Consider the following 22,097-nt stretch of genomic DNA (forward strand, 5'->3'; position numbering starts at 1 on the left):
TGGGCGGGTAGTCGATGGGTGGTCGGGAAGAAACAGAGCGTGGTGGGTGCGGGCGGGCGCGGCTAGGCGGTGTAGGTGCGCAGGGCCTCCAGCCGGAGTCGCAGACGCAGGCCCTCGACGACGTCGGCTATGAAAGGTGGCATCGAGTCGGGGCTGTAGGAGGCCTCCAGCATGGCCAGGGCCTGGGGAATGACCGTTGCGTCGCAGATCACGGGTAGGTCGATGGCCTCCTGGTTCGCCCAGGAGCCGATGTCCCCGGTTTGACGCGAGCCAAGAACGGACCGGAGAAAGGAGACCGTCCGGCGGGAGTGCTCCGCGGAGTAGGGCCGCCGCCAGTAGTCGCGCATGAGGGTGAAGGTGTCAAGATCGCCCCGATTGAAGGTGTCGGCCGTGAACGCCTCGATAAGGGCGCCGTCGCCGCCGCGACCGTCCGCGGTGAACAGGGCATCGCGCACGTCCAGCGGCTCGCCCTCGAAAGTCACCTCGGCCTCGAGGAGCTCGCTGGCGGACAGACCGATGAGGGCCGGCCAGCGGTCGATCGGAACACGCCCGATCACCTCCTTCAGCAGCTCGTGCGGGTCACCGGCCGCAGCTCTTCCAGCGGACTGGGCGCCGACGTCGGCCCGTGCCGGGGCCCCGTTGTTCCACTCCTGGTACTCGTCGCGCAGGATGTCGTCGGTCACCTCAATCGGCCGGCAGACCACCTGGGCGGTGCGCAGGAACCGCTTGGTGACGCTCATGTGGGAGGCGGCGAGGGCCTCGGCGCGCTGGACCAGCCCCGATCCGGGCAGGAGGAGGAGCACCTGCGCCGCCGCCTGGCGCACGCCCCCGGAACGGTCCGTCAGGGCCATCTCGAGGAGGGGCAGGTCCGCCTCACTCAGGCTGGTGGCCAGCGCCTCGATGATCCCCCGGCGGGCCTCGGCCTTCTCCCTGTCCCACCCCGCTACCAGAAGAGCCCGCGCGGCGATCGGGTCCTGGGCGCGCAACCGTCTGAAATAGGTGAGCCGTTGGGTGGTGGTCCCCAGCCGCCACACGGAGTCGGCCCCGGTATCGCCAGGGCTGCTCCTGGGCCCGCCATTGGGACTGCCGCTGTGCGGGAACGCCAGGGGCGCGACCCGCTTGCCCCACACCGGGTGGTCGCGGAGCACTGCCGCGGTGCGCTCGTCGATAACGGCCAGGACCGCATCGCGGTCCTCGTGCCTGTAGGCGGTCTCATTGAGAACGCGCATGAGGAGCGGGGCGGGCAGCCGCCAGCCGCACTCGGCCACCATGCCCAGCGCCGTGGCGAGCAGGTGCTGCTGAGGCCTGCTGAGCAGGATCTGCTCCAGGATTGGGCGCAGGCCCTCGGGTGCCAGGGGACGCGATGAGGTCGCCCAACCGGTATCCCTCGCGGCGGAGGAGGGGATCGCCGGGATCGTGGCGCGGTGCACCGCACCGTAGGCGGCGGCCGCATCCAGGAGCGCGTCGGTGCCCTCGGACACATCTTCTGCAACCCCCGCGCCTTCCGCACCCCTCCGACGAGGCGGGAGGGCGCTCGCGACGGCGCCGGGGAGCGTCCCGGGGGAGAAGGGACGCGTACTCGTTCCGATGACAGCGGTCTGGGCCAGTGGGGACAGATCACTCACAGGGCACGCACCTCTCCGGCGGTCAAGACACTCAGGGCTCGCAGGCCCTCGGGGGATAGCTCGCCGGCCACGACGGTCTCATCCCCGTCGGCCAGGAGCGGCAGGCCCCATCGGGCGTCGTCGGGCGTGATGAGAGGCAGTGCCCCGTCCGCGTCCCCGATCGCGAGTCGATCGCCGTCGAGCAGACGGAAGCGTCCGGAGACCAGAACGGGTGTGGCCTCCACCCACGGGTCCGCGGCGACTGCCCGCTTCCAGATCTCCCGAGCGGCAGCCGTTCCCACGACATCGGGCTTCCATCCGGTGACCGGCTGCGGGGGCTGCTCGTCGGACAGGGCCACGCGCACCTGGCCGCGCCCCGGGTAGAAGTGTGCGACGGCGTCGAGCCGGGTTCCCGGAACAAGAGCGGTGGAGAAGCCGCTGGAGGCGGGGGCGAAGAGGAGAACGAGCCCCCAGCGCCGCGTCGTCGTGCCGTAGAGCCACAGGCGGCGCTCGGTGAGCCTGCCCTCCACGGAGTCCCGCCCGGCGACGACCACCCAGGTGTCTCCGACGCCGGGCGCGGCCAGGACGTCCTCGGTGCGCATCGTGAGCCCCAGGTGGGAGCGGACAGTGGCCATGAGATCGTCGGGAAGCTGGTCGCGGCGCGTCCAGGACCGGATGAGCAGGTGGAGCAGCCCGAACTCGTCGACCAGCCGCTCGGGCCAGTCGGGGGAGGAATCGCTCAGCCTCGACAGGGCAGTCAGGCGGCGGGCGACTCCGGGAGCCTGGGCGTCAACCATGCGGGAGGCGAAGGAGGTCAGCTGTTTGGGGCGCTGGGCCGAACCGTTGGCCAGCCCCTCGCGGAGCTGATCGGTCAGCCACCGGTCCAGGTCCGCCAGTCCGTCGGTAATGCGCCGTTCGCGGGTGCGGGCGCGCGAGGCGGCGCTTTTGGCCGAGGCGGCCGCCCTGGCCGGGTCGTCGGGCCGGGCCGGGGCCTCCTGCCGTGCGGCCTTCTGCCGGGCCCGCTTGACGCGGCCCTTTAGCCACTCGGCGGCGAAGGCGGCCGGCTCCCCACCCGCCACCTGCCCCCGGCTCCACAGGTGCAGCAGGCCGATGGCGTGTTTGCAGGGGAACTTGCGGCTGGGGCAGGAACACTTGAAGGCCGGGCCGGACAGATCCACGCACACCCGATAGGGCCTCTTGCCCGACCCCGCGGCACTGCCCCACACCAGCGCCTCGTGCACGCCGGCGTCCGACCAGGTGGCCGGTGAGGCCAGCTTGAGACCCGCTGAGGCGACCTGCTTGTCCGGCGCCAGCGCGGTGACCTGCTCGGTGCTCCAGGGCGCGATGGTCGGTGTGCTCATGAGGCCGAGGATAGGTCAGGGCCGTGACGCCGATGGGCCCTCTTCGAGGGGAATACCGGTGAGCGCATGGGGAGGCCTCCCCGTGGCGAGCGTCCTTCTAAACTGCCGGTCATGAGCACTGACGCCCAGCACCCGCACCACCCCGGCGGTGACGCCCACTGCGGCGGCCGCGACCCGTTCCCCCTGGCCGGCCGCACAGTGCTGGTCACCGGCGTCAGCCGCCGCATCGGCATCGGCCACGCCATCGCCTGCCGCGCCGCGGACTACGGGGCGAGCATCGTCGCCCACCACTACCGCCCGCACGACGCCTCCCAGCCCTGGGGCGCCGACGACATCGAGGCCGTCATGGCCTCCATCCGTTCCCATCTGGTCGGCCTGGCCCGGCTCATCGACATCCCCGCCGACCTGACCTGCCCCGGGGAACCCACCCGCGTCGTCGAGCGGGCCACGGCTGCCGTGGGCCATCTCGATGCCCTCGTGTGCAATCAGGCCATGAGCAGTCCTGACGGCCCGCTCTCCGAGATGACGGAGGCCGTCCTGGATGCCCATTGGGCGGTCGACGCCCGTGCCTCCATCCTCCTGGCGCAGGCCTTCGCCGCCCAGGAGGGCTTCGTCCCGCCCGCTGCGCCGGACGCCGGGCGCCGCCACGGCGCCATCGTGTTCCTCACCTCCGGCCAGGGCCTGGGACCCCTGCCCGGGGAGATCGCCTACGCGGCCGCCAAAGCCGCCATCGCGGGCGTCACTCTGACCATCTCCGATGAGCTCATCGACGCCGGCATCACCGTCAACACGGTCAACCCCGGTCCCGTCGACACCGGCTACGTCACCGAGGCGGACCGCGAGGCGACGGCCGTCATGTTCCCCCAGGGGCGCTGGGGCGAGCCCGACGACCCTGCCCGCCTCATTACCTGGCTGCTGACCGACGAGGCCCGCTGGATCACCGGGCAGGTCATCAGCTCCGAGGGAGGCTTCGCCCGCTGGCGCCGCTGACGGCGTGCCGAGACCCCGAAATCGACCACAACTTCATAAACGACACGGCTCCGCGTCATCCATGAAGTTATGGTCGAAGTTGGTGGCGCACACCATCCCTCAGGCCGGCAGCAGCCGCAGCAGCGCGGCCTCGGGCCGGCAGGCCAGGCGCACGGGTGTGTAGGGGCTCGTACCGAGCCCGGCGGACACGTGCAGGTACATGTGGTCGGCGGCCCGCGGATCCCCGAGCCGGCCCGGCCACTGCGACAGCCCTGAGGCCCGGCCCCGGTCCAGGTCGCAGTTGGTCACCAGCGCTCCCGCCCCGGGCACGCACAACTGCCCCCCGTGCGTGTGCCCGGCCAGGACCAGGTCGACGTCGTCGGCCGACATCGCCTCCAGGACCCGTCGGTAGGGGGCGTGCGTGAGCCCCAGTCGCAGTGCACGACCCTCTCGGTTGCGGATCGCCGGCAGGGAGAGGGCCGAGTTCGCCGACCCGGATGATGCCGTATCGCCGCCCGCCCCGGGGGCGGGGAAGACGTCGCGGTTGGCGTGCGGGTCGTCGACGCCCACCAGTTCGATGCGCCGACCGCCCACGGTGAGTGAGTCGCGCCGGTTGGTCAGATTCGCCCAGCCGCCTGCGGCCTGCAGATCGCGGACCTCCTCCCATGGCAGGGCCTCGATGTCCTCGTCGCGCACGCGGCTGGAGGCCTTGCGTGGATCGCGGTGCAGGTAGCGCGTCGGCAGGCGGAAAACGGTGGTGCGGTAGTCGTGGTCGCCCATGACGAAGGCGCCGGGCAGCCCCGTCAGCGGCTCGAGGGCCCGCTGCAACGGCTCCAGCCCGCAGGCCAGGGACAGGTTGTCGCCGGTGTTGACGACGACGTCGGGCCGCAGCTGCGCCAGCTGCTGTACCCACGCCACCCGTGCTTCGGTGCGGTCGGTCAGGTGCAAATCGGACAGGTGCAGCACCGTGAGGGGCTCCTCATCGGCGGCGAGGACCGGCACGTCGATGCGCCGCAGAACGGGGCACCGGGCCTCGATGAGGCTGTAGGCCAACGTGGCCGCCCCCAGGGCGGCGGTGGCCCCGACGACGGACAGAGCCGAGCGTCCGGCAGGGGATGGCGTCATAGGGAGTCGGGTCCTCTTCTGTTCAGTTGTTCGTGGGTGGCCGGCCGGTGCTCACTGGTGGGAGGGGATTGGCAGAGTCGGATCCCCCTCGAGCGCCTGGGACATGTAGTCGCGCCACATCGGCACGGCGATCGTGTTTCCGTACATGATGCCGACGCTGTGCGGGCCGATCTGCTGGCCGTTGAGGGTCCTGGGGCTGCCGGCGTGGCCGATCCAGACCGCGGTGGCCAGTTGCGGGGTGAAGCCGACGAACCAGGCGTCATAGTTGTAATCCGTGGTTCCGGTCTTTCCGGCGATCGGCCGGTTGATGGCGGCCTCATAGGCCGTTCCGCCCTTCTGCGACGTGGCGGTCAAAGTCGTCGCGGTTTGGTCTGCGGCGCCCTGATCCATTGCCTGGGTGCAGTCAGCGCTGGGCACCGCCATGGAGGTGCCGCTGGCGTCCAGGATCTGGTCGATGGCGATCGGCTTGCAGTACTTGCCTCCGGAGGCGAAGGTCGCATAGGCGTTGGCCATGCTCAGGGGAGGCACGTTCTGCGATCCCAGCACGATGGAGGGGCGCGGGTCCAACGGCGTGCCATCAGCCTTCGTCACTCCGATGGAGGCAGCGAAGTTGGTGACGTCGCAGACGTTGAGGCGGCTGAGCATCTCGGCGTAGGCGACGTTGATGGACAGCTTCGTTGCCTCGGTGACGTTGGTGGCGCGGTTGAGGGAGCCGTCGACGTTCTTCGGGGCCCAGGTCGGGTCGTTGTTCTCCGGGGCGCAGGGGATGTTCCACCGGAAGGTCCTGGGGACGGCGCTAAGACTGGCGCCGGCCGAGTTCCCGTCCTTGAACCACTCGGCCAGGATGAGGGCCTTGAAGGTCGAGCCAGGCTGGAAGCCGACAGTGCCGTCACTGAGCTCGATACCGCCGTGCTTGGCGTCGGCGGCGTAGACGAGCTGGGTTTCACTGCTGTCAGGGCCGCCGTCGCCGTAGCCGTAGTTGCTGTTCTGGGCAAGCGCCTGGATCCGGCCCGTGCCGGGCTCGATCGAGGCGATGGTCGTGTCAGTGCCCGACTCGTCGCCGGTGGGGACATTGGCCTGGATGACGTTGTCCGCGGCGCCCTGCCGCTTGAGATCTAGGGTGGTGGTGATCTTCAGGCCTCCGCGCGTCAGCAGCTGGCGCCGCGAGGCGACATCGGGGCCGAAGTTCTCCGACCCGAGGATCTCGTTGACCACGTAGGTGCAGAAGTAGGCGGCGGTACCCGCGGCACCGCAGCCGGCCGGGGAATCCGAGACATGGAGCATACTCTCGATCGGGGTGGCCACGGCCTCGTCGTGCTGCTCCTGGGTGATGAACTTCTCCTCCAACATCTTGGCCAGGACCCAGTCCATACGGTTCTTGGCCAGCTCCGGCTGGGTGACGGGGTCGTAGGCGCTGGGGGCGTTGGTGGTGCCGGCCATGAGGGCCGCCTCGGCCACTGTCAGCTCACTGGCCGATTTGCTGAAGTAGTGCCGGGCGGAGGCCTCAACCCCGTAGGTGGAGGGGCTGAAGGCGGCGATGTTGAGGTAGCCCTCGAGAATCTGCTGCTTGGAGTACTTCTGCTCCAGGCTGAGGGCGTACTTCATCTCGCGCAGCTTGCGGGCCACGGTGCTCTCGGTGGCGTCCCGGATGATCTTGTGGTCATCGTTCTTCAGACCGGTCTCGATGAGCGTGTTGCGCACGTACTGCTGCGTGAGTGTGGAGGCGCCCTGGCGCGAGCCGCCGGCGTTGTTGGAGACCAGGGCGCGCACCATGCCGGTGGGGTCGACCCCCTGGTGCTGGTAGAAGCGCTGGTCCTCCACGGCGACGATGGCGTTCTGCATGTTGACCGAGATCTGGCTCAGGGGCACCACGATGCGGTTCTCTGCGTAGAACTTGGTGATCTCGGTCCCATCGGACGCCAGGAGGGTCGAGATCTGGCTGGGCTGCTGGACGTTGAAGTCGCTGGGGAGCTCCTCGAAGAGCTCGGCGGAGGCCTTGGTCAGCGCCGCCGTGACGCCCACGAAGGGGGTGGCGAAGCCCGCGGACAGGACACCGCCGACGCCCGACAGTGCCAGAAAGACCACGAGCATCGAGACGACCTGGGGTGGTGTCAGAGAGCGTCCGCGCGCAGAGGAGTTCGCCATAGCGCCAGCCTACGTGGAATCGATAGGAGGATGCAGTGGCGTAGGCCCTCTTCGGCCTGAGAAGACCCTAGGAGAGCGCCTCGATTGGTCTCCGGTCGGTCTCCGGCCGGTCCCTTTCCGGCTTGTGGTGCGGGGAGGCCCGACGTCGTCGGCGCGGACCTCAGACGCGGTCGCCCGGCCGGATGGTAAGACGGCCCGGAATGCTCAGTAATTTCTTAAGAAATGCCCAGGATTGGGTCACGGTGGGATCACGGTTTGCCCACGGCGTCCACGGCCATGAGGCATCCCCTCCGGCTGTGTGAAGCGGATTTCCCAACCTTGCGAAAGGTGAGATCCCGTTGGACTCGAAGTCCACTTAAATGGCTCGCTATCAGAGAACTCCCCTTGAATGCGGTGGTGCGGGCCGATCTCGCCGGGGTCGGGGGTGCTGAAGCCGCCCGGAACACATGAATGGGATTTGGTGCGCGGCGCTCGGTTGCCATACGGTAACGGCTGTGACGTGTCTGACAACGGCGTCGGCCGTTGAATGAATCGGGAGTGAGTATGACTCAAGACGACCAGACCTGGGCGGCCCAGGCGGCCTGCGCAACCGTCGAACCCGACCAGCTTTTCGGCAAGGGAGCTGAGCAACGCGACGCCAGGTCGCTGTGCTTCGCGTGTCCGGTCCGTATGGAGTGTCTGGCTGAGGCGCTCAACTCCGAGTCCAGTTTCGGCGTCTGGGGCGGACTGACTGAGCGGGAGAGGCGGGCACTGCTGCGGCGCTTCCCTGAAGTCGACGACTGGGGGCTGTGGCTCCAGCGCGAGGACGACGAGCTCGTCGCCGAGATCCACGCCCGCCGCGCCCCCCGCATCCTGGCCCGGGTGCGCTGCGCCTCCTGAAGTCTCCTGCGGCCTGGCTTCCGGTGCTCCGGGGCGGGCTCTAGGCTGAGCCCCATGACTGCATCTTCCGACCACGTATCCGGCGCTCCGACCGCCTGGGAGTACGCCACCGTCCCCCTCATCACCCACGCCACCAAGCAGATCCTCGACCAGTGGGGCGCCGACGGCTGGGAGCTCGTCCAGGTCGTGCCCGGTCCGTCCGGCACGGAGAATCTCATCGCCTACCTCAAGCGCCCCCGGGCCTGACGGCGCCGCTCCGCCTCGAGCCGGTCGGCCCCGCCCGGTGCGGCCTCCCAGACCCTTCAACGGTTTCGACGTTGCGTCCGCGGTCCGTCGTGGTGGACCGCGGACGCAACGTCGTCAGTTCGGTGGATGCGGTTGTCGGCGCTCGGTAGATCGCCCGGCGTGCTGCGCGGAGGGCTCTCGTGACCCGAAACGGGCCCTCAGCGGGCGCGACGGCGCAGTCGGTCGACGTCAAGCAGTGTGACGGCCCGGCCCTCCAGGCGGATCCAGCCGCGGGAGACGAACTCCGCCAGCGACTTGTTGACTGTCTCGCGCGAGGCGCCCACCAGCTGGGCGAGCTCCTCCTGGGTGAGGTCGTGGGGGACGTGAACGCCGTCGTCGGTGGGTGAGCCGAAGCGGTCGGCCAGGTCCAGCAGGGCCTTGGCCACGCGGCCGGGCACGTCGGAGAAGACGAGATCGGCCAGCGCCGTGTTGGTGCGGCGCAGGCGCTGGGCCAGGGCGCGCAGCATGTCCTTGGCCAGCTGCGGGTGGGACTCCACGAAAGTCATGAGCTGGTTGTGGTCCAGCGTCAGGAGCTCGGTGGGGGCCACAGCGGTGGCGGTGGTGGAGCGCGGGCCTGGGTCGAACAGGGTCAACTCGCCGACGATCTCGCCGGGGCCGAGCACTGCGAGCAGGTTCTCGCGGCCGTCGGCACTGGCGTGGCCGAGCTTCACTTTTCCGGAGAGGAGAATGTAGAGGCGGTCACCTGAGTCGCCCTCATTGAAGAGGGTCTCGCCACGGCGCAGAGTCGTCTGCGTCATCATGGCGCGCAGTTCCTCCTGCTCATCGGGGCTGAGGCCCTCGAAGAGCGGGATCCTGGAAATAATGCTGTCTTCCACGGAGATCCTCCTGGTGGTTAGGGGGCTGGCATCCCGCATGCGGGAGCCCTCGGGTCTATCCTGCCACGGCTTGTGACCTGTGGCACGCCGTCGAGCATTGTAGCTTCCGTGTGTTGCAGGTCAAAGGGGAGTGAGCAAAATCGGGTGCGTCCTGTGACACTCTTGAACAGCGTGCGGTTGCGGACGGATGACGGGATCGATTGCAATAGCGGTCTCATGGACACAGGCCTGAATAAGGACTCCGGGCGGTGCCGGCTGTCGGTGAGAGCGCGGAAAGAGGACGAGGTGCGCAGATCGGCGAGTAGTGAGATCGCAGCGGCATCGGCTGACGCGGTGCCCGAGGTCTCGGCGATTCCGGACCTGGCCGGGCGCGCGGGCGCCGTCGACGACGAGCTCATGGCCCTCTACCCCGACGCCGTCTGCGCCCTCGACCACGACGGCCCTTTCCAGCTCCTCATCGCCACCGTCCTGTCCGCCCAGACCACCGATGCGCGCGTCAACACTGTCACGCCCGAGCTCTTTGCGCGCTACCCCGACGCCGCCGCTCTGGGAGTCGCCCGGTGCGAGGACCTCGAGGCGATCCTGCGGCCCCTGGGCTTCCAGCGGGCCAAGGCCGGGCACCTGCTGGGCATCGGTCAGGCCCTCGACGAGCGTTTCGACGGCCGGGTCCCGCGCAGCCGCGAGGACCTCGTCTCCCTGCCGGGAGTGGGGCGCAAGACCGCCAACGTCGTGCTCGGCAACGCCTTCGGGCAGCCCGCCATCACCGTGGACACCCACGTCGGGCGGCTCTCGCGCCGACTGGGGTGGACGACGTCGAAGGACCCGCTGCGAGTGGAGAGGGACATCGCAGCCCTGTGGGAGCCGTGGCGCTGGACCGACGGCTGCCATCGGCTCATCGAGCACGGGCGCCGGGTGTGCTCCGCCCGCTCGCCCCGCTGCGGTGAGTGCGCGCTGCTCGAGGCCGGGCTGTGCCCACAGGTGGGCGTTTGATAGGCGTTTGAGAGCGGCGCTCGCGGAGGCGGCCCGGGCCGGTGTCGGGCTAGCCCCACCCCCGGTCCGCCAGATGGCAGGATGGGATGGGAGGGCCGGCGCCGTCAGGCTGGGGGCATGACTGCTCACCCGCCGCTCACGCCCTCCGACCCGACCGCTGCCTCCGCCCCATCCACGCCGCCTCCCGGGACGGCCGCCTCGTCGTCCGTCGCCATCCGACTGCGCGGCCTCACCCGCGTCTACGACGTGCCGGGCCGCCAGGACGCCCGCGTCACCGCTCTGGACCACGTCGACGCCGACCTGCCCGAGGGCAGCTTCACCGCCGTCGTCGGAGCCTCCGGCTCTGGCAAGTCGACGCTGCTGCACTGCATGGCCGGCCTCGATGAGCCCACCGACGGCCAGGTGACCATGCTCGGCACCATCACCTCCGGGATGCGGCCGGCCGAGCGCGCCCGGTTCCGTGCCCGCCACGTCGGCTTCGTCTTCCAGGAGTACAACCTCATCGCCTCCTTAAGCGCCGCCGACAACGTCTCCATGCCCTCGCGCCTGGCCGGACGCCCCCTGAGCGACGCCCAGACCCGGGCGGCCCTCGACGCCGTCGGGCTCGCACACCGCGCCGGTCTCAAGCCCCACCAGCTCTCCGGCGGGGAGCGCCAGCGCGTGGCGATCGCCCGCGTCATGGCCAGCCGTCCCCGGATCGTCTTCGCCGATGAGCCCACGGGCGCCCTCGATCTGAGCTCCGCCGCCCTCGTCCTGGACTGGCTGCGCCGGCTCACCGAGCAGGGGACCACCGTGGTCATGGTGACGCACGACGTCGAGGCCGCCGCCAAGGCCGACGCTGTTGCCGTCATGAGCCAGGGGCACCTGGTGCAGTGGACCAGCTGCCGTGACGCCCGCCAGATCGCCGAGCTCGTCCACTCGGCCCGGGCCGCGCGCGCCGCCTGAGTGAGACAGGAGCAGAAGAAGAACATGGTCACACTCATCTGGAATGACCTGAGCCACCACGCCCGCCAGTGGCTGTGGTCGCTGCTCGTCGCCACGGTCGGCGGCGCCATCATCGGCGTCATTATCACCGCCTGGTACAGCGCCCTGAGCTGGGCGCAGTCCCAGGGATCGGCGGAGCTCATCAACGCCGCCCACATCATCGGCTCCAGCCTCGTGTCTTACGCGGGGCTGGCCACCGCCGTCATCCTGTCCACGACGCTGGGACTGACCGTCTCGGCCCAGCAGCGCTCGCACGCGCTGTGGAAGGTCCTGGGCATCCCCGGCAGCCGCATCCGCCGCATCATCCTGGCGCAGGTCGGGGCGATCGGATTGCTCGGAGGCGCCCTCGGGGTGGCGGCCTCCCTTCCACTGGCCCGCGTCTACCTGCTCACCTGGCGGGAGTTCAAGGTTTTTCCTCAGGATTTGCCTATCATCATGCCGGGTTTCGGGGTGCCGTTGACCATCGCCGTGGCGACGCTCTTCTGCGTCCTGGGCGGGATGGGGGCGGCTCGGCGGGCGGCGTTGGTCCCCGAGATGCAGGCGCTGCGGGAGGCCACGGCTCCGCAGACCCGGACCCGGTGGTGGCAGTGGGTGATCGTCGGTGTCCTGGTCCTGGCCCTGGTGCTGGTTCCCTTCGACAGCGCCATGCCTCTCAATGAGGCGGAGAGGGCGGAGATGGTCGCCGCCGGTGCCAACCTCAACGACCCGGGGGAGCGCGCGGTCGTCGGCGGCTCCATGGGGCTCATCGCCGCGATCGCTGCCCTGGTCGTGCCGAACTGGACCCTGCGGCCGCTGTTGACCTGGTGGACCGCGCTCATCCCGGGCCGCAGCCCCGCCTGGTTCGCCGCCCGCGCCAATGCCCGCCACCGCGCCTCTTTGTCGATGACGACGATCGTCCCCTTCGCCATCGCCGTGGCCATGACCGGGACCGTCTACGCTGCCGTCGGCGCCGGGCAGGCCACTGGCGCGCAGGGCTCGGTCAACGGATTCCTCACTGTCGCGGTGCCGATCTTCTTCATCGCCGGCGTCGGCGGGATCGCCAATATCGCCATGGTGGGGCGGGCCCGGCGCCAGGAGGGTGCGCTGCTGGGGGTCATCGGGGCGCGGACCCGCACGGTCCTGGCGTCCACCGCGCTGGAGGGCGTCATCTACGCCGTCACCGGCATCCTCTTCGGGCTGGCGGCCACCGCCTTCAGCGCCGTCTACGCCGCGCTGTACTCCGGGGGCGGGATGACGGTCCTGGTCTCCTCGGTCCCGGTGGGGCTGCTGGCGCTCGTCAGCGGGATCTCGCTGGCACTGGCGGTGGCGACCACCTGGCTGCCCGCACAGCTCGACCGCCGACCTCTCATGGAGAATCTGCGCCAGCCCGTGTGAGCCGGCGCCGCGCGTCAGACTGCTGGGGCGACGTCTGCCAGGAAGGTCAGGAGGGCCCGGACGAGCTCGGCCGGAGCCTCCTCCTGCGGGAAGTGGCCCGAGCGGCGGATCGTCGCCTGGCGTAGGTTGCCGGTCACGTGGTGGGTGTCGCGCGCGTAGGCCTGGGCGGGCTGGACGGGGTCGAGCTCGCCCTGGACCGACAGGACGGGAATCGCCACCGGTTTGCCCAGCGCCGCCGTCTCCGCTCGCGACAGCATGAGGTTGCGCAGCGGTTCCAGGGCGCTGTGGGCGGCACCGGGTCGGGACAGGAGCTCGGCGTAGTAGGCGGCCTCCTCAGCCACCGCCTCCCGGGTGTACGGCCCGGCCCAGGAACGCAGCAGGCCCTCCAGCGCACTGCGGCTGCGCAGGCGGCGTTCGGCCAGACCCGGGATCTGCAGACTCGCGTATTGCAGCGCCGGCCCCGACAGCGCCCGGGCCCGCAGCGACCGCAGCGCGAGCGGATGGGGGGCGCCCACCGGGACGATCGCCGTCGTCAGGCCCGGGGCCACATGCGGCAGCGCCCAGGCGACCTGGCCGCCGAGCCCCGCACCTACGACCACGGCCCGCTCGTGGCCCAGGGAACGGACCACGGCGGCCAGATCCTGGGCCAGCGTCACCAGGTCGTAGCCCGAGGGCGGGCGGTCCGAGCCGCCGAAGCCCCGCAGGTCGAGGGCGGCCACCCGGTGGCCGGCCTGCGCCAGAGCGGGGACGATGTGGCGCCAGGTCCACCAGCACTCGGGGAAGCCGTGGACCAGGAGCGTGAGGGGCCCGCTGCCGCTCGGGGCCTCGGGACCCGCCAGCGCGACATGGAAACGGGTGCCGCGGGCGGTGAGATCGCGGTGGGCCCAGGGGCCGGGGCGGTTGACGTCGACAGGCACGGCCGCAGCCTACTGGTCAGCGCTCGGTACCGCTGGTGGGGACATCTCACGCGCAGAAGTCCCGAAATCCTGCAGGCGTGAGACGTCCCCAGCCGCGGTGAAAGGTCCCCGCTGGCGCGGAACGCTCCCGGCGGCAGTAAGGTGGATACGGATGGCCCCGCGCGCGTCATAGGTTTCCGCCAGCAGCCGGAGGGAAGCGGCATGACCACTGATCGTCACCATGACACAGACGAGGACTCTCATGGCCGCCATGAGACTGCCGCCTTCGATGCCGTTGCTGACAAGGAGCCCGAGGTCGAGTCCTCTGCCGGAGCCGGCGGCGGTGGAGGAGGCGATGAGCCGGCCCTGATCTCGCCCGGGCGCCTGGAGGCCTTCAGCGACGGCGTCATCGCCATCGCGATCACGCTCCTGAGTCTGGAGATCAAGCTGCCCGAGGACGGCGGGCGCCTCCTGGGCTCCTTGGCCTCCCTATGGCCCAGCTACGTGGGCTTCGTGCTCAGCTTCCTCCTGGTGGGGCAGGTCTGGCTCAATCATCACGCCATCTTCGCGAGGGTGCGCAGCGTCGATCAGTGGATGCTCATCTGCAACCTCTTCCTTCTGCTCGATGTCGCCTTCCTGCCCTTCGCAACCTCGGTGCTGACGCGCTTCCTGGAGTCGGGGCATGACGAGCGTACGGGCGCTGTCTTCTACGGGGTGGTCATGGTGGTCGGCGGGCTGTTCTTCAACGCCCTGTGGCGCGCGGCGATCCGGGACCGGAGCCGCCTGCAGCCGGAGGTGACGCAGGCGGAGGTACGGTCCATGACTCAGCGGTTCATGATGGGGCCGTGGCTCTACTCCCTGGCTGCACTCCTCGGGCTGGTCAGTGCCTGGCTGAGCGTGGTCACCTACGTGGCCCTCATCGTCTTCTACATGGCCGGCCACCGGCCGCGGCGGGTCAGGCCAGCAGGAGACTGAGGGCGACGTAGACGCCGGTGCCGCCGATGAGCGACAGGCCGATCGAGCGCCGCCACAGGTGCAGACCCGCCGTCGTCCCGATGCCGCCGGCCGCCGGCAGCCAGGTCGACGGCGACAGGCTCACGCCGTCTAGCGTGTAGGCCACCAGGACGATCATCACGCCCAGGGGCATCGCCCGGGACAGGAAGGCCAGCAGCGCACTGTCCTGGCGCCCGCGCAGCAGCACGAAGGGCGCAATCCGGCACACGAAGGTAATGACGGTAACGACCACGACGGCGACCGCGATCTGCGGGTTGGTGAGCATCAGTCGGCCCTCCGCCCCGGCTCCGGCGCGCTCGCCCCGGGGCGGCGGCCGCGCCAGGCGTACAGCCCCACCAGGCCGACGGCGAGGATTACCAGCGCAGTCAGCAGCGCCGCCGAACCACCGATCGCCAGGCCGATCCCGCCGGCCACCAGCCCCACGCACAGCACCCCAATATCGGGGTGGTTGCGCCAGTTCTCGATGGCCAGGACCACGAACAGGGACGTGAGCACGAAGCCGAGCAGCTCGATGCGCTCACCCACCGCGGAGGCCAGCGCCGTCCCGGCCAGCGCCCCGACGGTCGTGCCCACCACCCAGGAGGCGTGGCTGATCGCCTCCACGCCCACCAGGTAGCGCCCGCTCATGGCCCTCCGGTCGCGCGCCGCCAGCAGCGCGTAGACCTCGTCGGTGATCGCGTGGACGGCGTAGAGGCGGGTGAACACCCCGCCGCGCACCCGTTCCAGGGGGAACCCCAGACCGTAGAAGACGTGACGACCCGAGACGAATCCGGTAGACAGGGCGATGGCTGCCAGCGGCTCGCCGCCACCGGCCAGCGGCACCAGCAGCATCTGCATGGTCCCGGAGTAGATGACCAGGCTCCATACCGGCGCCCACCACCATGACAGCCCCTCGGCGACCAACAGCATCCCCGCGGCTAGCCCCAGGGTCACGTAGCCGACGACGACGGGCGCCGCGTCGCGGGCGGCGTCGCGGGCCGTCTGCATCCGCGGGGTCGGCTGCGGAGCCTGCCGCGAGGGTACCCCGGAGGGAGGGTGGGCGGCGTCGGACTCAGTCACGGTGGTCGCGGTCGTCCGTCCCCTGCTCGCGCCTGCCGGCCCGGCGCGCCAGGTGCGCGACGACGGCGACCATGATCGTGAGCACGCCCATGAGGATGAATCGGCCGGACAGGCCGTCGTCCATGACGTAGGTGGACAAAGCGTTGCCCAGGTCGGAGTGGGCTTGGAGCCGGTCGACCGTCGGGCCCAGGATCGACCGGGCGACCCCCGGCATCACGACGAAGGGCAGGCCGATCACCGTACTGATGGCACCGACGACGAAGGCCCCCAGGGAGGAGCGCGAGATCATGAACAGGGCGGTGGCGCAGGCCGCGGTGCCGCCCAGGATCTCCAGGGCGCCCACCGGGGAGCCCGCGGCCGGCCAGGCCGAGGGGTTGCCGCCGGTCAGGTTCGCGGCGCCGTCGTGCACGAGGAACCAGGCCACCGGGAACAGGACGACGGCGATGAGCACCCCGGCCCAGTGGGTCTCGGCGCGCGAGCTCGGGGAGCTCAGCACGCTGGCGCCCTGGAGGAGGATGTCGTCGTCATCCTCGGCGGAGCCGGTCATGGCCATGGCTGCCTGTCGGGCGCGCGAGCGGCCGCGCTCTTCGGGGTCGTCGCTCTCCAGGGTGTCGGCGACCGCCGAGAAGCCCCGGGCCGTGGAGGTCGCCGGCCAGGTGGGCGTCTGCCTCGGGGAGGGCTCCGATGGTGCGGCGGTCGGCGCTGACGCGGATGCAGGAGCGGAAGAGGCCGCGCCGGTCGTCGGTGTTGACCAGGTGCTCGGGACGGGTCGGTCGGCGGGCGCGGGCCGGTAGTCCCGGGGTGCCGCGGGGATAGGGGATGACGCCGCCGGAGATGCTCCGGCCGGTCGCGGAGTCGTCGACGTCGTGGATGCGGCGGTCGGCGTCTCGGTGGGGGCCTGGTCGCGGAAGCCGGAAAGCCCGGACGGCGGGGCCGAGGCGGATCGGAGCGTCGACGGCCCGTCCGCGGTCAAGCCGGCCGTTGAGGCGCCGTCCGCGGGGGATGCGGGGCGTCCGGAAGGAGTCGACTCGGCCGAGCGTGCCGTGGAGGCGCTCGCCGCCGAGGAGGTCCGGACCAGCTGGGCCGCCGGGGTCGCTGGCCAGGAGGGAGCCGAGGGCCGGTTGTCGACCGAGCTGTCGGCGGGTGCACCGGCAGGCTTGACCGGCTCAGCCGCATCCGTCGCCGGTTCTGCTGTCGCCGGGGCATCGGGCTCTGCCGGTGACGGCGCTGACGCCGCAGGCTCAGCGATCGACTGGGCCGATGGCGCGCCTGCAGGTGAGGCCGCGGAGGAAAAGGCCGTTGTCGCGGAGGGCCGGCTCGCCGGCCGTGCGCTCGCCGAGGAGCCGGTGGTGTCGGTAGGACGGTTGGCGCTGTCGCTGCCGTCGGCACCGGCCCCATCGGTGGGACGAACGGCGCCGGCGGTGCTGGCCACGGCAGCCGCCACCGGCGCAGCTGCCGGCGCCGACATCGTGGAGGCCGCGGTAGGTGCCGCGGCCCTGGCCGCCCCCGCGGCGGATGACGCGGACGGCGCCGAACCGGCGGTGGTCGCTGAGGCAGCCGATGCTGCCGACGTCGTGGCGGCAGGCGATGGTGCTGATGATGCGGATGCGGTCGGCTCTCCGGCGGAGCCGGTGGAGGCCGTCTCGACCGCGGAAGCGCAATCGGCGGTTTCGTCGGAGCCCGGAGCCTCAGAGCCGGTGGTGACCGGGAACGTGGTCGGGGCCTCGGCCGCCCGGGAGTCCTCGACGGTCTGGGAATCGCTGGTTTCCCGGGAGTCCTCGGCGGCCTTGCCCTCGAGTCCCTCAGGGGCCGAAGGATCTGCGGGATCGTCTGATTCCGCGGAGTCCTCAGGGGTACCGGGCACGGGAACGTCGACCGCCGTGCCTGCGGCCACGGCGTACGCCGCACCGGCCGATGCCGGTGCTTCGTCCTCATCGTCGGCTTGCTCGACGGACGAGGACGCCGCTGTAGAGGAGGCGGTCGAGACGGTCGAGACTGTCGAGACGATGGAGGCCGTATCCTCTCGGTCCTCCTCGCCCTTCTCATCCTCATGGCTCTCCGGACGGGCTGGCTCCGGGCTAGCGGGGTCCGAAGGATCCTTGACAGAGCCGGTCGAGGCGGGTGCGGGGAGACCGGCTGAATCGGAGGAGGCCGCGGGAACGGCGGGGGTCGCCGAGGCAGTGGGGGGCGTGTCGGTCGTCGAGTCTACGGAGGGGGCTTGCGGCGCAGTGAGAGTCGTGGACTCCACTGGCTCGGCCTGCGGCTCGCCCGGCGCCGACGACGGCGGAATGGACGGCGGCATATCGGGGGTGCCGGCGTCCGTCCCCGTGGTGGTGTCTTCGACCGGCTCGGAGGGCTCGGACGGCGTCGTAGCCTGAGTGGTCACCGGATGGGGTGAGGGATCGTCCGGTCGCAGCGGGTCCTGGGCGGGGCGACCGACCGGGAACGTGCCGACCTGGGCCTCCTCGGCAGCCGACGGCATCGGAGGCGTCTCGCCGGAGACTTCCTCGGCAGCCTCAACGGCGGCGTCATCGGAAGAGTCGGCGCCTGCGCCGGTGACCTCGGGGGCCTCGCCTCCGGCAGAGCCGCGGGCGTTCTCCTGCCTGTTCTTGTTCTTGCGGATCTTCATGGTGTCGACGTCATCATCCGCGGCGCCGCCCGCAGTGTCGTCTTCGGTGCCACCGGTCGAACCGCCCACGTCGCCCGCCGCCGTCGCCGGTGCGATCGCTGCGGAGGAGACAGGCTGAGACGCCTGGGTGACCTTGCTGGCCGGGCTCTTGCTGGAGAAGAGGGCCGCAGCGGTCACCGTGGCTTTCATCTCCTCGGGGTGAGCATCCGACGTCGACGATTCTGTGGCGGGAGTAGGCGCCGTCGGGGAGGCTGAGCCGACGCCGTCGGACGTGCCGGGCGTCTGCGGGGCGATGCGGTCTGTGTTGTCGGTGCTCACGAGGTCTCCTTACGCATGCACACGTTAGTAGTAGGGGCGGGGGCGCCGAAAGAGGGGATACGGTCGTCCCCAGGACATGACTGCGGGCATGGGACCCTCAGGCACCGGAGCGCAACTTGGTCAGCGCGTTGGCTCGGCCGGCACGGCGGGCCATATGCGCTCCCCAGCCGATCGCCATGAGCTCGATGCCGATGGCGGCGAGCACGACGGCGTCCGGGCCGTACGGTAGGAGCCTGGAGACCAGATGGCCGCCAGGGATCATATCGTTACTGAGCGTCGGAACCGCCAAAAGGATAAGGATCGGGCCGGTGACGCGCGCCCCGAGGGTGGAGCGCGCCGTCGAGGCGCCTGCCGCGGCCAGGGCGATGAAGGACACCAGGACGGCGGCGAGCATCAGCGGCCCGGTTTGGATTCCGGGGGCGACCGCCCGCAGGTAGGAGCGGGGCAGCAGGAAGGCCGCGAGCGCCAGCCCGGCCACGACCCAGGGCAGGGACAGGAGGTGGTCGCGTCGGCGCGAAGGGGGCGGGGCCGGCGTGGAGCCCACGGTCCGGTCGGCCTGGGTGAGGCGGAAAGCGGCCTGCCCCTGGGCGTGGCCGGCACGGCGGGCCAGGCGCATTCCCCAGGAGCCGCCGAGCCACAGCCCCGCCAGGATGAGCATGAACCCGGTGCTGATTAGCTTCTGCAGCCACGTGTGAGGCAGGGAGGCTGCATGGATAGGGGCCATGAAGACGGCCGACTGGGCCGCCAGGGCGGTCAGTCCCGTGGCGAGCGCGCCCATCGAGGAGCGGCCGGCGAACAGCGCGGTGGCGGCGGAGGAGATCAGCAGGATCGCTCCGAGCAGCAGGACGGTGCGCAGGCCCGGGGTCGACGACGGTACGGCGTCGGCCAGGCCGAGGAGGAAGGAGGCACTCGGGGCGAAGACCACCCCGACGACGGCGGTGAGCACGTAGTCGGGTCTGCGACTGCGGGGCGGTTGACCTGGCGGGCCCGGAGATGTGGGCGGTGCGGAGCCCGGGGTGTCATGGGAGGGGGAGTCACTCACCTGATCGAGTCTAGGGGGTGCGTTCGCTCTGTGTCGGTCCGTGTCGGTTTCGCCGGGAGCCGGGGTCCTGGAGCGCGGTGGGAGGCCTGTGGCCGGCGGGGGCCGCGGTGTGCCACAGTGGGCCCGTGGTGCGAGTAACTGTAGGGATCGGGCCGTCTTCGGCCGGGGTGCCGAGGAGACGTGGCGCGGCGGGCGAGTCGGTCCCGCCCGGCGTGTCGGCCGATCGGTCGGACGGTGGGGTGGGTATCTGCGGGGCGCCGTCCGCCGCGACCTCCCCGTCTGCCGCATCTGCGACGTCCCCTGCGGTGGAGGCGCTCAGGACGGTGGCCGCCGACGAGCGAGTGCGCGCCGCCGAGGCGGCAGTGCGTGAGGCCTGCGCCGAACTGCGCTGGAACGAGGCCCTGCGGCGCCGATGGCGCGAGGCCCGCGCCGAGGCTGCGATCCGGGGCGCTATCGCCTCGGGGGCGGTGGAGGGGGCGGTGGTCCTGGCCGAGGTGCTGCGCGAGCAGGTGGCCGCGGGACACCTGACCGAGGCCGCCACGGGCGACCCGGGCCTGGACGCCGTCGCCGGACTGTGGCGCGCCGGGACCCGCCTGGTCGGCTGGATGCCGGACCTGGTGGGGCGGGGACGGCCCGCGGTGCCTCCGGCGCGCTCGTTGCTGGCCATGCTGCACCGCGACGTCGTCGGCCCCCTGGCTGCAGGCGGCCGGGTGGATCTTGAGGAGGTCGGCGTGCCGCGCTCCGGGCAGGTGCGCTCCCGGGAGGGCGGCCCGGGGAGGGCCCCGCAGGGGGAGGAACTGGCCGGGCGGCTGGAGGGGCTGGTGGAGCTCATCGAGGCGGAACGGGCGCCGGCGCTGGTGAGGGCCGCCATCGTCCACGCCGAGATGCTCTCGGCGCGACCCTTCACGGCGGGTAACGCCGCGGTGGGCAGGCTGCTCGTGCGCCACCTGCTGGTGCGCGACGGGGTCGAGCCGACGGGCACGGCGGTCGGCGATCTGTACCCGGGACGCGTGCCGGCCGCCTACGCCGAGGCCGCCGCTGCCTACGCCTCCGGCACGATGGAGGGGGTCGTGGCCTGGGTGGTGTGGCAGGCCGAGGCGGTGCTCGTGGGGGTGCAGGAGGCCCGGCGCCTGTGCCTGGCGGTGCAGGCGGGCACCTGGCGGGCCGGGTGAGCTCAGGCGGTGGGCGGTCCGCTCAAGCGCGGCTGTGCCCGCCGCGGCGGGCGACGAGCCACGCGGCGGCGCCCGCAACGGCGAGGACACCGGCCATCCCGACGGTCAGGGAGGCCCGGGTCGACAGGCTCGGGGGCTCCCAGCGCGGCCGCAGCCGCACCGGGCGGGCGAAGTCGCGCACCGGCCAGTCCCGCTCCTGGGCCATGCGACGTAGATCCCGATCGGGGTTGACCGCGACGGGGTGGCCGACGGCGCTGAGCATCGGCTCATCGGAGACGGAGTCGGAGTAGGCCCAGCAGCGGGCCGGGTCGATGCCGTGGGCGGCGGCGTCCTCATGCAGTGCGACGACCTTCTCCGAGTGCAGCATGGAGCGGGCGATCCGCCCGGTGAACAGGCCGTCCTCTCCGACCTCCATGTGGGTGGCCACGGCGCGGTCGGCCCCCACGAGGTGGGCGATGGGGGCGACCATCTCGCTGATGGAGGCCGAGACGACCACGACGTCGTGGCCGGCCCGGTGGTGGGCCTCGATGAGGTCGAGGGCCTCGGCGTAGACGGCCGGCTCGATTGCCGTGGCCAGCGCGCCCTCCACGACTTCCACCAGGTCTCGGCGGCTGATGCCGGCGGACATGAGGGCCAGGTGCTCCATGAGGTTGGTCGACTGCCGGGTGCCGGCGCCGACTAGGAGGTAGGGGATCTGGGCGATCAGCCCGTAGGCCAGCGCCCGCGAGGAGATGAGGCCGCTGCGTCGCATCGGGGTCCCCAGCGCCCAGGTCGACGACGTCGCCAGGATCGTCTTGTCCAGGTCGAAGTAGGCCGCGGCACGACGCCCGGTGCGCGGAGGACCTGCGACTGCGGCCGCAGTTGGCGCAGCGGAGATGCGCGACGCAGCCGGTGGGGCGATGGGAAAGGCCACCGGTGACGTCGCTGTCGGTCGGGAGGGGTCGCTTGCGCGGGCCTGCGCGCTCATGGGCCCATCTCATCATGAGCCGGGCCGCGGTGTCAGGTGCCTGAGTTCCCGAAAGTCGGACGCCTTGCGGAAGCATCGTGGGCTCGCCGGGGGCGGCGCGGGGCCACAGGTCCGTTTCTGCAACCTGTCTCCACAGGCCCGATGACGTCTCCGGGCGCCGCCGGGCCCGAGCCCGCACTCTGGTAAGAGGGATCGGCGCTGAGGTGTCGCCGCACACGGGATCGGAGGGACGCCATGAAGACGGGACTGGAGACTGCCGTGGAGATTCCGGCCAGGATGGTGAACAGGACGGTGAAGAGATCGGGATCGGCAGTGGATACGAGCCCGGGGCAGGGCCCGCGTCAGTCGGGGCCAGTGGAGCCAACGGGGCTAGTAGAGCCAACGGAGCCAATGGAGCCGGCGGGAACGAGGGGAACGGCGGAGACATGGGACGGCCTCAACGTCTCCT

General features: G+C 71.2%; 19 protein-coding genes. 8 read left to right on the forward strand and 11 right to left on the reverse strand.

What is annotated here, in order from left to right; all coding sequences use genetic code 11:
• Positions 1-62: 62 nt before the first annotated feature.
• Positions 63-1,625 (reverse strand): DUF5691 domain-containing protein, encoded by a 1,563-nt coding sequence (locus FK256_RS01055; protein WP_141423381.1) that lies wholly within the window; start codon positions 1,623-1,625, stop codon positions 63-65.
• On the reverse strand, positions 1,622-2,965 hold the full coding sequence (locus FK256_RS01060; RefSeq protein WP_141423382.1) for an SWIM zinc finger family protein: 1,344 nt from the start codon (positions 2,963-2,965) through the stop codon (positions 1,622-1,624). The genes FK256_RS01055 and FK256_RS01060 overlap by 4 nt, the downstream gene beginning before the upstream one ends.
• Before the next feature lie 111 nt (positions 2,966-3,076).
• On the opposite strand from FK256_RS01060, the gene FK256_RS01065 reads away from it, so the two are divergent.
• Complete coding sequence (locus FK256_RS01065) at positions 3,077-3,955, forward strand: SDR family oxidoreductase (protein WP_141423383.1); 879 nt, start codon at positions 3,077-3,079, stop codon at positions 3,953-3,955.
• 99 nt (positions 3,956-4,054) lie between these two features.
• On the opposite strand, the gene FK256_RS01070 is transcribed toward FK256_RS01065, so the two are convergent.
• Positions 4,055-5,059 (reverse strand): metallophosphoesterase, encoded by a 1,005-nt coding sequence (locus FK256_RS01070; protein WP_141423384.1) that lies wholly within the window; start codon positions 5,057-5,059, stop codon positions 4,055-4,057.
• A 51-nt stretch (positions 5,060-5,110) separates the two neighbouring features.
• Positions 5,111-7,204 (reverse strand): transglycosylase domain-containing protein, encoded by a 2,094-nt coding sequence (locus FK256_RS01075; protein ID WP_141423385.1) that lies wholly within the window; start codon positions 7,202-7,204, stop codon positions 5,111-5,113.
• A 543-nt stretch (positions 7,205-7,747) separates the two neighbouring features.
• On the opposite strand from FK256_RS01075, the gene FK256_RS01080 reads away from it, so the two are divergent.
• Positions 7,748-8,083: a WhiB family transcriptional regulator gene (locus FK256_RS01080; RefSeq protein ID WP_009233775.1), complete on the forward strand. Its 336-nt coding sequence runs from the start codon at positions 7,748-7,750 to the stop codon at positions 8,081-8,083.
• Positions 8,084-8,137: 54 nt separating this feature from the next.
• Positions 8,138-8,329 (forward strand): Sp36 family protein, encoded by a 192-nt coding sequence (gene sp36, locus FK256_RS01085; RefSeq protein WP_009233774.1) that lies wholly within the window; start codon positions 8,138-8,140, stop codon positions 8,327-8,329.
• A 197-nt stretch (positions 8,330-8,526) separates the two neighbouring features.
• On the opposite strand, the gene FK256_RS01090 is transcribed toward sp36, so the two are convergent.
• Entirely contained in the window at positions 8,527-9,204 is a 678-nt protein-coding gene (locus tag FK256_RS01090) for a Crp/Fnr family transcriptional regulator (protein WP_003779318.1), read from the reverse strand.
• Between the two features lie 216 nt (positions 9,205-9,420).
• On the opposite strand from FK256_RS01090, the gene nth reads away from it, so the two are divergent.
• The 3 genes from nth (at position 9,421) to FK256_RS01105 (ending at position 12,552) form a co-directional block, all read left to right on the forward strand.
• On the forward strand, positions 9,421-10,194 hold the full coding sequence (gene nth / locus FK256_RS01095; protein WP_141423386.1) for an endonuclease III: 774 nt from the start codon (positions 9,421-9,423) through the stop codon (positions 10,192-10,194).
• A 117-nt stretch (positions 10,195-10,311) separates the two neighbouring features.
• Entirely contained in the window at positions 10,312-11,139 is an 828-nt protein-coding gene (locus FK256_RS01100) for an ABC transporter ATP-binding protein (RefSeq protein ID WP_021606322.1), read from the forward strand.
• Between the two features lie 24 nt (positions 11,140-11,163).
• Positions 11,164-12,552, forward strand: a complete 1,389-nt coding sequence (locus FK256_RS01105; protein WP_141423387.1) for an FtsX-like permease family protein — start codon at positions 11,164-11,166, stop codon at positions 12,550-12,552.
• Between the two features lie 14 nt (positions 12,553-12,566).
• On the opposite strand, the gene FK256_RS01110 is transcribed toward FK256_RS01105, so the two are convergent.
• On the reverse strand, positions 12,567-13,469 hold the full coding sequence (locus FK256_RS01110; RefSeq protein ID WP_021608808.1) for an alpha/beta fold hydrolase: 903 nt from the start codon (positions 13,467-13,469) through the stop codon (positions 12,567-12,569).
• Positions 13,470-13,670: 201 nt separating this feature from the next.
• On the opposite strand from FK256_RS01110, the gene FK256_RS01115 reads away from it, so the two are divergent.
• Entirely contained in the window at positions 13,671-14,423 is a 753-nt protein-coding gene (locus tag FK256_RS01115) for a TMEM175 family protein (protein WP_141423388.1), read from the forward strand.
• Here the strand turns inward: FK256_RS01115 and FK256_RS01120 are convergent.
• The 4 genes from FK256_RS01120 to FK256_RS01135 all read right to left on the reverse strand — a co-directional run bounded on the left by FK256_RS01120 (position 14,404) and on the right by FK256_RS01135 (position 19,510).
• Positions 14,404-14,727, reverse strand: coding sequence for a branched-chain amino acid transporter permease (locus FK256_RS01120; protein ID WP_141423389.1), 324 nt, complete (start codon positions 14,725-14,727; stop codon positions 14,404-14,406). The genes FK256_RS01115 and FK256_RS01120 overlap by 20 nt on opposite strands.
• A complete protein-coding gene (locus FK256_RS01125) occupies positions 14,727-15,449 on the reverse strand; it encodes an AzlC family ABC transporter permease (protein WP_141423612.1) in 723 nt (240 codons plus the stop codon). The genes FK256_RS01120 and FK256_RS01125 overlap by 1 nt, the downstream gene beginning before the upstream one ends.
• A gap of 64 nt (positions 15,450-15,513) precedes the next feature.
• Positions 15,514-18,468 carry a hypothetical protein gene (locus FK256_RS14505; protein ID WP_244936087.1) on the reverse strand — a complete coding sequence of 985 codons (2,955 nt, stop codon included), beginning with the start codon at positions 18,466-18,468 and terminating at the stop codon, positions 15,514-15,516.
• A 97-nt stretch (positions 18,469-18,565) separates the two neighbouring features.
• A complete protein-coding gene (locus tag FK256_RS01135; protein ID WP_244936088.1) occupies positions 18,566-19,510 on the reverse strand; it encodes a hypothetical protein in 945 nt (314 codons plus the stop codon).
• Positions 19,511-19,635: 125 nt separating this feature from the next.
• Here FK256_RS01135 and FK256_RS01140 point away from each other — a divergent pair, with 125 nt between their 5' ends.
• Positions 19,636-20,682, forward strand: coding sequence for a Fic family protein (locus tag FK256_RS01140; protein ID WP_425321565.1), 1,047 nt, complete (start codon positions 19,636-19,638; stop codon positions 20,680-20,682).
• A 22-nt stretch (positions 20,683-20,704) separates the two neighbouring features.
• Here FK256_RS01140 and FK256_RS01145 read toward each other — a convergent pair whose 3' ends face one another.
• Complete coding sequence (locus FK256_RS01145) at positions 20,705-21,649, reverse strand: HAD family hydrolase (protein WP_141423390.1); 945 nt, start codon at positions 21,647-21,649, stop codon at positions 20,705-20,707.
• Positions 21,650-22,097 lie beyond the last annotated feature (448 nt).

This window comes from Actinomyces johnsonii (assembly GCF_006546835.1).
Lineage (GTDB): Bacteria > Actinomycetota > Actinomycetes > Actinomycetales > Actinomycetaceae > Actinomyces > Actinomyces johnsonii.

Bases quoted from the DNA above. Each gene is read 5' to 3' on its own strand.
- FK256_RS01065 (WP_141423383.1), top strand. From the start codon at position 3,077: ATGAGCACTGACGCCCAGCACCCGCACCACCCCGGCGGTGACGCCCAC.
- FK256_RS01080 (WP_009233775.1), top strand. From the start codon at position 7,748: ATGACTCAAGACGACCAGACCTGGGCGGCCCAGGCGGCCTGCGCAACC.
- FK256_RS01105 (WP_141423387.1), top strand. From the start codon at position 11,164: ATGGTCACACTCATCTGGAATGACCTGAGCCACCACGCCCGCCAGTGG.
- FK256_RS01120 (WP_141423389.1), bottom strand. From the start codon at position 14,727: ATGCTCACCAACCCGCAGATCGCGGTCGCCGTCGTGGTCGTTACCGTC.
- nth (WP_141423386.1), top strand. From the start codon at position 9,421: ATGGACACAGGCCTGAATAAGGACTCCGGGCGGTGCCGGCTGTCGGTG.
- FK256_RS01125 (WP_141423612.1), bottom strand. From the start codon at position 15,449: ATGCAGACGGCCCGCGACGCCGCCCGCGACGCGGCGCCCGTCGTCGTC.
- FK256_RS01075 (WP_141423385.1), bottom strand. From the start codon at position 7,204: ATGGCGAACTCCTCTGCGCGCGGACGCTCTCTGACACCACCCCAGGTC.
- FK256_RS01115 (WP_141423388.1), top strand. From the start codon at position 13,671: ATGACCACTGATCGTCACCATGACACAGACGAGGACTCTCATGGCCGC.
- FK256_RS01070 (WP_141423384.1), bottom strand. From the start codon at position 5,059: ATGACGCCATCCCCTGCCGGACGCTCGGCTCTGTCCGTCGTCGGGGCC.
- FK256_RS01060 (WP_141423382.1), bottom strand. From the start codon at position 2,965: ATGAGCACACCGACCATCGCGCCCTGGAGCACCGAGCAGGTCACCGCG.
- sp36 (WP_009233774.1), top strand. From the start codon at position 8,138: ATGACTGCATCTTCCGACCACGTATCCGGCGCTCCGACCGCCTGGGAG.
- FK256_RS01100 (WP_021606322.1), top strand. From the start codon at position 10,312: ATGACTGCTCACCCGCCGCTCACGCCCTCCGACCCGACCGCTGCCTCC.
- FK256_RS01145 (WP_141423390.1), bottom strand. From the start codon at position 21,649: ATGAGCGCGCAGGCCCGCGCAAGCGACCCCTCCCGACCGACAGCGACG.